This is a genomic window from Micromonospora arida, from assembly GCF_003857035.1.
GTDB classification, from domain to species: Bacteria; Actinomycetota; Actinomycetes; order Mycobacteriales; family Micromonosporaceae; genus Micromonospora; species Micromonospora arida.
The window spans coordinates 1-11,010 of record NZ_QGSY01000227.1; the positions used below are offsets into that span (position 1 = coordinate 1).

Genomic DNA, 11,010 nt, shown 5'->3' on the forward strand with positions numbered 1-11,010 from the left:
GGCGGGCAACGGTGTGCACCGCCACGTCGACCGGCGGCGTCGGTCGGCCGATCAGCCAGCAGAGGAAACGTTCCATCGGGAGATCAGCCGACCGGAAGGCGCTCAGCATCGGACCTGGAGATGTCGTACTGCGCCCCGCAGAACGTGCACTGCTGCGCGTACCGGGTGCGGATCGGAATGAGCGGTATGAAGAACAGGGTGAATTTCGTCGAGTGGCGGGTGATCACCTGCGCGGCCTGGTTGCCACAGTGACGGCACACCTGCTGCACGACACCGGACCGGTCGACCTTGGTACGCAGACCAAAGATGAAGAACATCGTCCGCTCATACCCACTTCACCCCGAGAAGCCACCAGATCCGGCCAGCGAATCAGCACTAGCATCGCCGTGGGTGCACAAGACCGTGCTCGGGGCGAGGCATTCAGCTGGCCGGACACCACCTCAGTGCCAGGGCCGGCGCTGCTCCAGCTCGCCCGCCAGCCGGCGGAGAAAATCGCGGAACCCCTGCTCGCTGTGCGACGTCTCGATCTCGTCGGTGAGCAAGCCGTCGTACTGCTGCGCCTGGACGATCGCGTCCGCATACACACCCGGGCCGTCCCCGAAGTAGCGTCGCTCGACCATCGCTTCGGCCATCTGGCTGGCGGAGTCGTCGTCCATCTGAGGGGTGAACATCAACCCGTACAGGATCTGGTTGATGACGCCCTTCCAGTTGCGGCTGTCCATTCCATCTACCTTTCCGACGGGTCAGTTCAACCGGGTACGGCCGTCGAAGCCGAAGAGCGGAATGTCCTTGACGCCGTTGCGGCTCAGCTCGTCGGTGACCTGCCGCATGTGCTCGGGACCGGGTTGGTAGTGCCCGCTGGCGGAGGTCACGTACTGGACCCTACCGTCGACGACAGCGATCTCACCGGCCGCCGCCACCGGCTGACCGTTACCCAGGGTCGAGTGGTGGAAGGCACCGACCTCCTGGTAGTTCGAGGCGTAGATGTTGCCACGTTCGTCCATGACGAAGATGGCCCGGCCGCCGTCCTGGGTCCAGTGCGTGGACGCGGCACGGGTGTCGAAGGGCTCGCCGTCTTTTGCTTGGCGCAGGACGCCGTCCGAGTCGACGTACACCCGGTGTGCTTCCCGTTCCGCCTCGCTGAGCCGACGCACCGACTTGGGTCGGAAGGGATTCCCCGGATGGTCGCCCATGGTTTCGTACCGGTAGTCGTCCCGCATCGGCCGGCCCTGGTAGCGGACATCCCGCAGCGGTCCGGGCACGCCGGGTCGCCCCGGACGCCGATCCGGGCCCTTGCGGTTGAACCTGCGCAGCAACGTCTTGGCGCGGCGAAGCAGTCGCGGAATGATCTCGTTGACGACCCGTTGCACGACCTCCTTGACGATCCGGCGGATCGCGACCCGGGCCACGCCGATCGCGATCGGGATCTGTGCCAGCGAGCCACCGAGGGTGGGAGCCGCTGCCGCCAGCGCCATGGCAACCTGGATCACCAGGATCGTGAGCTGGACGATCGTGAGGACCTTCTGGGCCAACGTGATCACGGCCATCACGAGCAGCGCGGCGGCGATGAGCTCCGCCGCCTCGGCGCCGTCCTCGATGCGGCTGGTCGGGCCCTCCTCGCCGCGCCACATCGCCTCGAACGCGGCGACGTCCCGCCCCCGGTTGGTCGTGCTCACGACACCCGCTCCGGCGTTCGCCCCGCTGGCCGCCGTGCGCAAGGTGCCCGCGAAGGACATCCACGCCTGGGCCGCCTCGTACAGCAACTCCTCGTCGGCCTCTGGCCAGGTGAAGCCCACCCAGTTGAGGGCCTCGGCCAGCTCAGCCGGCAGCTGTAGGCCCACCGGGCAGCCCCGTCCTCGTGAACAGGGCCGCGCTGTCGAGATCGGTGCGCTCATGCGCGTCGGCGGCGGCGTCGAGCCGGTCGGCCACGCTCAGGAGCTGGTCGGCCATCGAGGCGTAGACGTCGAGAGCGTGTTGCAGCACCTCGGTGTAGGCCGCCCCGAAGACCGTCCCGGCCTCGTCGCCACCCCAGGGACTGGCCGAACCGGTGACGGTGCCCCGTAACCGTTGCACCTCGACGCCGAGCCGCTCACCGCTGGCCTCGATGCTCCGCGCCGCCGAGTGCAGCGCGGTGACGTCGACCTCTATCGCGTCGGTCATCCGGTCACCGCTGGTCGAATCGGCGGGTCAACGCGTCAAGGTCGCCGATCATCCCGTCCAGCCCACGCCAAGCCTCCGCCGCGACCGCCTCCAACTGCCGATGCGTCGCTGCCTGGTCGATGTCACCGCCGAGCAGCTCCTGGCGCTGTCGCAGCTCGTCATCCTGGGCGGCGCGCACTGCCTCGATCACGTGGTCGGCGATGGCACCGGTGCCGCGCCGCAGCAGGCGGGGGTCGATCTCCAGCGACTCCAGCCGGCCATAGGCGGCCACCACGGCCTCGACCAGCCCGTCGGCGGCGGTGCCGCGCCCGCGCAGCTCGCCCTCGCCGGGCGGCGCACCTGGTGGTGACGTCGACTCCGTCAGGGCCGACGGAGCGGCGGTCTGGCTCAACAGACGCATTGCCGCTTCCAGCGAACGCCCGACCGCTGTGTGATCTGCGTTGTCTGGACCTGCCACCCGCACCGCCCCGGCCGTCGACTCGACACTGACCAGCCGACCTTACCGATGAGCCGGTCGCTTGGCGGGCCCCCCGACCGGTCCCTCCACCTTGGACGCCGATGGCTCCGTCTGCCCAAGGTGGAGGTTGACCGGGAATGTCGGGCTCAACTGGCCGGTGCGGGCTCCAGGCCGGGGATCTCCTCGGAGATCCAGATCGGCTGCCAGTTCGGCACCTCGTGGAAGCGGCGCAGCTCGAACAGCCCGGCAACCGACCCGCTCCAGGCACCGTACGGGGGGTTGGCCTCGTCGAAGCCGCTCTGCACGAAGGTCAGCGTGGTCCGACCACCGGACTCGGCCAGCTCCCAGTTGGTCACGCCGGTCGGCCCCCAGTCGACGGACATCCGTCGGCCGGGCTCCAGGTCGACGACCTTGGCCGCGTAGCCGGTCTCGAAGCCGCCCATGGCGTACCGGCCGCCGACCCAGGGCTCGATGCCGATCGGGTAGCCGAACCAGGCGCTGGCCTGCTCGGAGTCGGTCAGCGACTCCCACACCTTGTCGGCGGGGGCGGCGATGACCAGCTCACCGCGCAGGTCGGCGGAGGTGAAGTCGGTGCGCGGCAGCAGTGGCTTGCCTTCCACGTGGGCGGCCAGGTTGGCGATGGACAGCGCCCAGAACGTCTGGAGCACGCCCCGGATGGTGGAGCCGCTCATCGCCTCGGCGAAGTCGAAGTGGCTCTGGGTCAGCGTCAGCACTGTGCTGTCGGTGCCCTCGGCGGTCAACTGGAACTCGGTGGTGGTCTCCACGCCGTCGAGCAGCCAGCCGAAACGCAGCGTGTCGTCGTCGGCGTGCAGCAGCCGCTGGTGCGGGGCGTCGCCCTCGGGCGTGTAGCGACCCCAGAACTCGTACCGCCGGGGCAGCTCGACCTCGGCGTGCTCGGCCAGCCAGAGACGCAGCTCGGCTGGGTCGGTCAGGGCCTGGCGGACGCGCCCGACGGGCGCGGAGAGACGGGCCTGGACCTTCATCGGCTCACTCATTGTCGTTCCCTTTCGGATAGCAGGCGACGGCCAGCTTGAAGGCATCTCCCTCGCTGCCGCCGTAGCGGGTGAACAGGTCCTGAAGTGCGGTTTGCAGGTCGTGCAGGAACTGCGGGCGCTGCTCGGCCGGCACCCGGATCTCGCCGGAGACCCCGATCGAGGGCAGCTCGGGTGCCGCCCGGTCCAGGCCGGCGATGTCGGCCTGGACCTCCTCCATCAGGTCGAGCAGGTAGCCCAGGCTCAGCTCGTCGCGCGCCCGACGCAGGCCGATCCGGCCGACGAGCCGCGGGGAGAGCCAGTAGGAGCGGGCGGCGGCCTGGTAGATGCCTTCGGTGATGCCGCGGACCTTGCGTTCGTTGACCAGCTCGACGAGGCCAGCCCCGACGAGCTGCTTGACGTGGTAGTAGACGCGCTGCGGCGTCTGGTCGAGTCGGGCCGCGACCTCGGTGCAGGTGCGCGGCTCGGCCAGTTGCCGCAGCACCTCGACGCGCTGCGGCTTGAGCAGGACTTCGGCCTGCTCGATCTGCTCCAGGTACAGGACATCTCTCATGGCAAAATCAGTTTGTACGTACAAAACTTCTTTGTCAATCGCTTCGCGAGAAGCCGCGCCGACTTTTTCGACGCGGCTTCAGGCGGCGGTCAGCAGGTGATCAGGGCAACCAGTCCGGTCGCAGCGGGTAGCCGCTCACACCGTTCGGGCCGTTGTGGGTGGCCAACACCTGGTGCAGCTGGATGCCGTTGCGTTCGAACGCCATCCTCGACCCGGCCATGTAGAGCCCCCACACCCGGGCGGTGCCCGCACCCACCTCCGAGGCACAGAAGTCCCAGTGCTCGACCAGGTTGCGGCACCAGGCGGCCAGCGTCAGCGCGTAGTGCTGGCGCAGGTTCTCCTCGTGGTGCACCTCGAACCCGGCATCGTGCACCTCACTGATCAACCGGCCCGGACCGGCCAGCTCACCGTCCGGGAAGACGTACCGGTCGATGAACGCGCCCGAGCGGTGCGGCGCCCGGTTGTCCGCGCGGGTGATGCAGTGGTTGAGCAGTCGCCCGCCCTGCCGCAGCCGACTGCGCAGCGACCCGAAGTAGGCCGGGTAGTTGCGCACCCCGATGTGCTCGGTCAACCCGATGGAGGAGATGGCGTCGAACTGCTCGGCCGGCGCGTCCCGGTAGTCCAGGTATCGCACCTCCGCCAGCTCGGTCAACCCCTCCCGCTCGATCGCGGCCTGCGCCCACTGCGCCTGCGCCTTGGACAGGGTCACCCCGAGGGCCTTGACGCCGTACTCGCGGGCGGCGTGGCGCACCATGCCACCCCAGCCGCACCCGACATCCAGCAGCCGCATCCCCTTCTTCAGCGCCAGCTTGCCGGCGACCAGGTCGTACTTAGCCGCCTGGGCCTGCTCCAGCGTGTCGTCCGGAGACCGGAAAACCGCGCAGGTGTACGTCATCGACGGGCCGAGCACCTTCTCGTAGAAGGCGTTCGAGACGTCGTAGTGATGCGAGATGGCCGTGCTGTCGCGCACCCGCGAGTGCCGCAGCCCGTTCATCACCCGCTTCCAGCGGGGCTGCGCCTCCTGCGGCGGTGCCGGCGGCGGCATCAGCCGCTCCCAGCCCAGCCCACGGACCAGCGCCAGCCCCTCGGCCAGCGACGGTGGGCGTAACCGCAACTCGTCCTTGAGCACCCGCAACGCCTCGTACGGGTCACCCGGGTGCACGCCCTGCAACGCCAGGTCACCACTGACGTACGCCCGGGCCATGCCCAGGTCGCCGGGTGCGGTGAGCAGGTACGACAGCCCACGCTCGGAATGGATCGCCAGGGTGATGCCGGCGTCGGACGGGCCGACGGCGCTGCCGTCGTACCCGGTGATCCGCACCGGCAACGGCCCCGCGGTGACCGCGCGGATGACATCCGCGACGGTCGGACCCGTGTGCCGGCCCCCCGCCGGCGGGGTGGCGGGGACGCTCGCCGCCCCCTGATCTCTGTCGGTCAGGCTCATGCTCGTGCTACCGCCTTTTCGTACAGTCCCGTCAGCCGGTGGTCCGGGTCGTAGCGGTCTTTCACCGCGCGCCACGTGTCGCCGCCGTAGAGGCGATCGAAGGCGTCCCGGTCGTAGTACGCGTCGGAGTAGAGCGACTTGTGCCCGCCCGACTCCGACACCCTGCGTTCGATCGTGCGGTTGACGTCGCCGTCGGCGGCGCCCGGCGCGATCGGAACGCTCCCCCAGAACCCGATGTTGACGTAGTCCTGCCCCGGCCGGAGTGGATACAGCGGCCAGGACCGCGCCGAACCGGGCCCCGCCGGCTCACGCAGTCGCAACGGACACAGCCACACCGGGTTCATTCCCACCCTGCCTGCGAACCAGCGCAGGAAGTCGGCCGTACGGTCCAGCGGGATCTCCACGTCCTGCACGACCCGCTCGCGGGCCGGTTGCCCGCGCAGCCGGTCGATCCGGGCCGCCACCTGGTGGCGGTGCTCCAGCCGGACCAGTCGGTGGTAGAAGTCGCTGCGCCGGTAACGCGCCGGCCAGAGCCTGCGCACGACCGGGTGCTGCGCGCCGAACGCCGACGAGCACCAGAACCAGTCGGTGTCCCAGCGCCACAGATAGTCGTACGCGGTGAGCACGTCGCGGGTGCGCTGGCGCAGCGACCGGTAGTAGATCGCCTGACCGGTGTAGTCGCTGGGCGGGTCGGCCGCGTCGGTGAACGTGGCGAAGACCAGGTACGCCTCGCCGGGGCTGAACATCACCCCGTCCATCGCGTCCACCGGTTCGCCCGCCCAGGACCGGGTGGCGGTCACCTCCGCGATCGCGTCGGTCAGCGCCTCCAGTTGGGTGAACCGGACGTTGCGCAACGACACGTACCGGCCGACCGGTTGCAGCTCGATGCGCAACCGGGTGGCGTACCCGAGGCTGCCCAGCGAGTTGGGGAACGCGGTGAACAGGTCGGCGTGCTCGCCGTCGGGTCGGGCGGTGATGATCTCGCCGGAGCCGGTGAGCACGTCCAACTCCTGGACGGACTCGTGCGGCAGGCCGTTGCGGAACGAGGTCGACTCGATCCCGAGGCCGGTCACCGCACCGCCCAGCGTGATGGTGCGCAACTGCGGCACCACCAGCGGCATCAGGCCGTGCGGCAGCGTCGCGTCGACCAGGTCCTCATAGGTGCACATGCCCTGCACGTCGGCGGTACGGCCGGCCGGGTCGACCGACAGCACGCCGTTCAGGCCACTTACGTCGAGCCCCGGAGTCCGGGGAGCGGACCGGGGGCGGAACAGGTTGGAGGTGCGTTTGGCCAGCCGGACAGGCTCGCCCGTGGGCACCGCGGCGTACGACCGCCGCAGCGTGTCCACCGCTTGATCATGGTCAATCGGTTGATCCACACGCTCAGCGCGCATGTGATCACCTTACGCTCGCCGTTTGGAAACCGTGGGATGTCGGCGGTGGCAGTTTCCCGTCCGGTGGCAGGCCCGACGGCTACCGTGGCGGGCATGCCATCGCCAGCGATCACCGCCCTGGACGCCGCCCAACTGCCGTATCGGCTGGTCAGCCACGGTGCGGTCGGCAGCCTCGCGGAGGCCGCCGCCGCCCGGGGCGTTGCCGTGCCCGACGTGGTCAAGACGATCGTGGTTCGCCGTGGTGAAGACGACCACCTGTTCGTGCTCACCCCCGGCGACCGGGTGATCTCCTGGCCCAAGCTGCGCGCCCTGCTCGGGGTGCACCGGCTCTCCATGCCGGACGCGGCGGGCGCGCTGGCCGCCACCGGTTACGAACGCGGCACCATCACCCCGTTCGGCGCGAGCACGGCCTGGCCGGTGGTCGCCGACGAGCGACTGCGCGGCCGGGAGATCACCCTGGGCGCCGGCGAGCGCGGTCTCGCCATCGCGATCGACGCCGACACAGCGATCGCCGCCCTCGACGCCACGGTGGCCGACGTCACCGACCCGCAGCCCGCCCGCTGAACGCTGTCGTCGTCGGTGTCGCGGCCTAGTGTTGGTGGCATGCCAAAAGCTGTGTGGAACGACCTGGTCATCGCCGAGAGCGACGACACCGTGCTGGTGGAGGGCAACCACTACTTCCCCCGCTCCGCCCTGCGCGACGACCTGATCCGGGAGTCCGCGACGCACACCGTCTGCCCGTGGAAGGGCACCGCCTCGTACTACACCCTTGCGCACGAGGGCAGCACCAGCGAGGACGCTGTCTGGTATTACCCGGAGCCCAAGCCGGACGCCGAGATGGTGCGCGACCGGGTGGCCTTCTGGAAGGACGTCCGGGTCGTCGGCTGACCGCTGGGCTGGCTCCGGCGCGCCGACGTGGGTGAGGATGGCGCGTATGTCCGCGCCCGAGGAACGCCCCGACCCCGCCGGCACCGTCTACGGCGGTCACCGGGCACCGCGCTCCGGGCCGCTGGCCGATCCGCTGCTGCGGGTGGCGCTGGCGGTCGGGGTCGTCGGCGTACTCCTGGGGGTGGTTTTCGCGACCGGGCTGCTCGACGGTGACGACGAGCCGGTGGTGCCGGCGTCGGTCGGCACGCCGTCCAGCGCGGCGGAACCCACCGCCCCGGCGGCCGCGCCGAGCCCGGCCCAGCCGTCACCGACCCCGTCGGCCACCACCCCGGCCGCGCCGCCCACCGGCCCCCGGGTGCTGCGGGCCGCCTCCGGGCTCTGCCTCGCGCTCGACGGCGACGACAAGGAGGCGGACGCACAGCTCGCGGCCTGCACCGGCGCCCCGGAGCAGCAGTGGGTGGTCAGCCCGGCCGGCACGGGCGTGCTGACGTTGACCAACGCCGCGTACGGGCAGTGCCTCGACGTCGAGGGTGGCAGTCGGGACGACGGCGCGCGGTTGCTCCAGTTCCCCTGCCACGGTGGGGCCAACCAGCAGTGGCGGTTCGGCGGGACCGACACCAGCGCGGTGCTGCTCATCGCCGCGCACAGCAACAAGTGCGCCCAGGCAGACGACGACGCCGTCGAGGCCGGCGATGACATCCGGCAGCGACAGTGCGACGGCCGGCCGGCCCAGCAGTGGACGGTGAGCTGACCGGCCGACGCGTCGCTGTTCAGCCCCGGAAGCTCCACGCCCTGGGCGCGGTCGCGGCGACCAGCACGGCCTCCGGCACACCTCGGCCCGGTCGGCGGCGCAGCAGCAACGACAGCCCGGCGGCGCCGATCGACAGCGCGCCAGCCACGTACCAGGCCATCGCGTAGTCGCCCAGCCGATCCCGGACCAGCCCCGCGCCGGTCGCGGCGACCGCCGCGCCGAGCTGGTGCGCGGCGAACACCCAGCCGAACACCACCGCTCCGGCGCTACCGAAGTACTCCCGGCACAGCGCCACCGTCGGCGGCACAGTGGCCACCCAGTCCAGGCCGTAGAAGACGATGAACACCAGCATGCTCGGCTCGGCGGTGCCGGAGAAGAGGCTCGGCAGCACCAGCAGGGACAACCCACGCAGCGCGTAGTACATGCCGAGCAGCAACCGGCTGTCCACCCGGTCGGTGAGCCAGCCGGAGGCGATCGTGCCGACGATGTCGAAGAGCCCCACCAGGGCGAGCAACCCGGCCGCGGTGGTCTGGGCCATGCCGTGGTCGTGCGCGGCCGGCACGAAGTGCGTACCGACCAGGCCGTTGGTGGTCGCCCCGCAGATCGCGAAACCTCCGGCCAGCAGCCAGAACGGTCGGGTCCGGGCCGCGGTGGCCAGCGCGCCGAGCGCCCGGCTCGCCGCGCCGCCGGTCGCCGGCGGCGCCGCGACGACCTCGGTCGCCCCGTAGGCGGGCAGGCCGAGATCCGCCGGGTGCTCGCGCAGCAGCCACACCACCAGGGGTACGACCGCCAGCGCCGCCACGGCCACCACGAGTGCGGCGCTACGCCAGCCGTGGTCGCGTACCAGGATGGCGATCAGTGGCAGGAACACCAGTTGCCCGGCCGCCCCGCCGGCGGTCAGCACCCCGGTGACCAGGCCTCGTCGGTGGACGAACCAACGGCCGGTGACGGTGGCCACGAACGCCAGCGCCATCGAGCCGGTGCCCAGCCCCACCAGCACACCCCAGCAGAGCAGAAGCTGCCAGCTGGCGGTCATGAAGACCGTCAACCCGCTGCCCGCGGCCACCAGCAGCAGCGCCACCGAGACCACCCGGCGGATGCCGAACCGGTCCATCAGGGCGGCCGCGAACGGCGCGGTGAGCCCGTAGAGCAGCAGGTTGACCGAGACGGCCGCGGAGATCGTGGCCAGTGGCCAGCCGAACTCCTCGTGTAGCGGGTGCAGCAGCACCGACGGGGTGGCGCGGAAACCGGCCGCGCCGACCAGCGCCACGAAGGCGACGGCGGCGACCAACCAGGCGGGATGCAGACGGCGGTTCTTGGTCACGCGACAAGTCTGAGCGGGGCCGTTGACGGCGACGAGTGGCCGGAAAGCCATCGTGCGCAATAATCGGGCCATGTCCGTACGCCCGCACCGCATCGCCGTACTCGCCCTGGACCACGTGGTCGGCCTGGACCTCGGCACCCCGGCCCAGGTCTTCAGCACCGCCCGCGCCACCGACGAGACGCACTACTACGACGTACTGGTGTGCACTCCCGGCGGGCAGCCGGTCCGTAGCACCGCGGGCTTCCAGGTGCTACCCGACCACGGGCTGGAGTTGCTCGACACCGCCGACACGGTGATCGTCCCCGGCATCCACGACGGCACCGCGCTGACCTCGGGCACCGTCGAGCCGGAGGTGGCCGAGGCGCTGCGATCGGCCTACCAGCGGGGCACCCGGATCATGTCGATCTGCAGCGGCGCGTTCGTGCTGGCCGCCGCCGGGCTGCTCGACGGACGTCGGGCGACCACCCACTGGGCGTACGCGGAGCAGTTCCGCCGCCTGCACACCCGGGTCGACCTCGACCCGGACGTGCTCTTCATCGGCGACGACCGGGTGCTCACCTCCGCCGGAGTTGCCGCCGGCATCGACCTCTGCCTGCACGTCATCCGCCTCGACCACGGCAGCGAGGTGGCCAACCGGGCGGCCCGCCGCTGCGTGATGCCGCCGTGGCGCGACGGCGGTCAGGCGCAGTACATCGAGCAGCCGGTGCCGAAGGCGACCGACACCAGCACGGCGGGTGCCCGGGAGTGGGCGCGGCAGCGACTGCATGAGCCGATCGCGCTGCGCGACCTGGCCGAGCAGGCGCGGATGAGCGTGCGTACCTTCACCCGGCGCTTCCGGTCCGAGACCGGACTGAGCCCGGCCCAGTGGCTGCTGCAACAGCGCACCGACCACGCGAGACTGCTGCTGGAGACGACCGACCTCACCGTCGACCAGATCGCCCACCGCTGCGGTTTCGGCACCACCGCCGCCCTACGCCAGCAACTCCACCAGCGCATCGGCGTGGCCCCGTCCACCTACCGCCGCAC

At 70.8% G+C, this 11,010-nt stretch carries 14 protein-coding genes; 4 read left to right on the forward strand and 10 right to left on the reverse strand.

The window, feature by feature from the left end:
* Positions 1 to 83: 83 nt before the first annotated feature.
* The 9 genes from DLJ58_RS22375 to DLJ58_RS22415 all read right to left on the reverse strand — a co-directional run bounded on the left by DLJ58_RS22375 (position 84) and on the right by DLJ58_RS22415 (position 7,021).
* The gene (locus tag DLJ58_RS22375) at positions 84 to 317 is read right to left on the reverse strand and encodes a zinc-ribbon domain-containing protein (protein WP_124858959.1); all 234 of its coding nucleotides are present in this window, start codon (positions 315 to 317) and stop codon (positions 84 to 86) included.
* Positions 318 to 440: 123 nt separating this feature from the next.
* Positions 441 to 722, reverse strand: a complete 282-nt coding sequence (locus DLJ58_RS22380) for a hypothetical protein (RefSeq protein WP_124858960.1) — start codon at positions 720 to 722, stop codon at positions 441 to 443.
* Positions 723 to 743: 21 nt separating this feature from the next.
* Positions 744 to 1,841 carry a WXG100-like domain-containing protein gene (locus DLJ58_RS22385; protein WP_124858961.1) on the reverse strand — a complete coding sequence of 366 codons (1,098 nt, stop codon included), beginning with the start codon at positions 1,839 to 1,841 and terminating at the stop codon, positions 744 to 746.
* Positions 1,819 to 2,160, reverse strand: coding sequence for a WXG100 family type VII secretion target (locus DLJ58_RS22390; RefSeq protein WP_124858962.1), 342 nt, complete (start codon positions 2,158 to 2,160; stop codon positions 1,819 to 1,821). The genes DLJ58_RS22385 and DLJ58_RS22390 overlap by 23 nt, the downstream gene beginning before the upstream one ends.
* A gap of 4 nt (positions 2,161 to 2,164) precedes the next feature.
* Positions 2,165 to 2,560, reverse strand: a complete 396-nt coding sequence (locus tag DLJ58_RS22395; protein WP_124858963.1) for a YbaB/EbfC family nucleoid-associated protein — start codon at positions 2,558 to 2,560, stop codon at positions 2,165 to 2,167.
* A 203-nt stretch (positions 2,561 to 2,763) separates the two neighbouring features.
* On the reverse strand, positions 2,764 to 3,633 hold the full coding sequence (locus tag DLJ58_RS22400) for an SRPBCC family protein (protein ID WP_124858964.1): 870 nt from the start codon (positions 3,631 to 3,633) through the stop codon (positions 2,764 to 2,766).
* Positions 3,626 to 4,183 carry a winged helix-turn-helix domain-containing protein gene (locus DLJ58_RS22405; protein WP_124858965.1) on the reverse strand — a complete coding sequence of 186 codons (558 nt, stop codon included), beginning with the start codon at positions 4,181 to 4,183 and terminating at the stop codon, positions 3,626 to 3,628. The genes DLJ58_RS22400 and DLJ58_RS22405 overlap by 8 nt, the downstream gene beginning before the upstream one ends.
* Positions 4,184 to 4,283: 100 nt before the next feature.
* Positions 4,284 to 5,627, reverse strand: coding sequence for a class I SAM-dependent methyltransferase (locus DLJ58_RS22410; RefSeq protein ID WP_124858966.1), 1,344 nt, complete (start codon positions 5,625 to 5,627; stop codon positions 4,284 to 4,286).
* A complete protein-coding gene (locus DLJ58_RS22415; protein ID WP_124858967.1) occupies positions 5,624 to 7,021 on the reverse strand; it encodes an FAD-binding oxidoreductase in 1,398 nt (465 codons plus the stop codon). Before DLJ58_RS22415 ends, DLJ58_RS22410 begins: the two co-directional genes overlap by 4 nt.
* 93 nt (positions 7,022 to 7,114) lie before the next feature.
* On the opposite strand from DLJ58_RS22415, the gene DLJ58_RS22420 reads away from it, so the two are divergent.
* From DLJ58_RS22420 to DLJ58_RS22430, 3 genes are read left to right on the forward strand one after another with little or no spacing between them, the layout of a single operon-like run.
* Positions 7,115 to 7,585, forward strand: coding sequence for an aminoacyl-tRNA deacylase (locus DLJ58_RS22420; RefSeq protein ID WP_208741265.1), 471 nt, complete (start codon positions 7,115 to 7,117; stop codon positions 7,583 to 7,585).
* 39 nt (positions 7,586 to 7,624) lie between these two features.
* Positions 7,625 to 7,909 (forward strand): DUF427 domain-containing protein, encoded by a 285-nt coding sequence (locus DLJ58_RS22425; RefSeq protein WP_124858969.1) that lies wholly within the window; start codon positions 7,625 to 7,627, stop codon positions 7,907 to 7,909.
* A gap of 46 nt (positions 7,910 to 7,955) precedes the next feature.
* Entirely contained in the window at positions 7,956 to 8,660 is a 705-nt protein-coding gene (locus DLJ58_RS22430; RefSeq protein ID WP_124858970.1) for an RICIN domain-containing protein, read from the forward strand.
* Positions 8,661 to 8,679: 19 nt separating this feature from the next.
* On the opposite strand, the gene DLJ58_RS22435 is transcribed toward DLJ58_RS22430, so the two are convergent.
* Positions 8,680 to 10,035, reverse strand: coding sequence for an MFS transporter (locus tag DLJ58_RS22435; RefSeq protein ID WP_425271335.1), 1,356 nt, complete (start codon positions 10,033 to 10,035; stop codon positions 8,680 to 8,682).
* A 19-nt stretch (positions 10,036 to 10,054) separates the two neighbouring features.
* Here DLJ58_RS22435 and DLJ58_RS22440 point away from each other — a divergent pair.
* A partial coding sequence (locus DLJ58_RS22440) for a GlxA family transcriptional regulator (protein WP_244219080.1) occupies positions 10,055 to 11,010 on the forward strand: 956 nt, incomplete at its 3' end.

Bases quoted from the DNA above. Each gene is read 5' to 3' on its own strand.
- DLJ58_RS22375 (WP_124858959.1), bottom strand. From the start codon at position 317: ATGTTCTTCATCTTTGGTCTGCGTACCAAGGTCGACCGGTCCGGTGTC.
- DLJ58_RS22380 (WP_124858960.1), bottom strand. From the start codon at position 722: ATGGACAGCCGCAACTGGAAGGGCGTCATCAACCAGATCCTGTACGGG.
- DLJ58_RS22390 (WP_124858962.1), bottom strand. From the start codon at position 2,160: ATGACCGACGCGATAGAGGTCGACGTCACCGCGCTGCACTCGGCGGCG.
- DLJ58_RS22395 (WP_124858963.1), bottom strand. From the start codon at position 2,560: ATGCGTCTGTTGAGCCAGACCGCCGCTCCGTCGGCCCTGACGGAGTCG.
- DLJ58_RS22400 (WP_124858964.1), bottom strand. From the start codon at position 3,633: ATGAGTGAGCCGATGAAGGTCCAGGCCCGTCTCTCCGCGCCCGTCGGG.
- DLJ58_RS22405 (WP_124858965.1), bottom strand. From the start codon at position 4,183: ATGAGAGATGTCCTGTACCTGGAGCAGATCGAGCAGGCCGAAGTCCTG.
- DLJ58_RS22410 (WP_124858966.1), bottom strand. From the start codon at position 5,627: ATGAGCCTGACCGACAGAGATCAGGGGGCGGCGAGCGTCCCCGCCACC.
- DLJ58_RS22415 (WP_124858967.1), bottom strand. From the start codon at position 7,021: ATGCGCGCTGAGCGTGTGGATCAACCGATTGACCATGATCAAGCGGTG.
- DLJ58_RS22420 (WP_208741265.1), top strand. From the start codon at position 7,115: ATGCCATCGCCAGCGATCACCGCCCTGGACGCCGCCCAACTGCCGTAT.
- DLJ58_RS22425 (WP_124858969.1), top strand. From the start codon at position 7,625: ATGCCAAAAGCTGTGTGGAACGACCTGGTCATCGCCGAGAGCGACGAC.
- DLJ58_RS22430 (WP_124858970.1), top strand. From the start codon at position 7,956: ATGTCCGCGCCCGAGGAACGCCCCGACCCCGCCGGCACCGTCTACGGC.
- DLJ58_RS22435 (WP_425271335.1), bottom strand. From the start codon at position 10,035: ATGGCTTTCCGGCCACTCGTCGCCGTCAACGGCCCCGCTCAGACTTGT.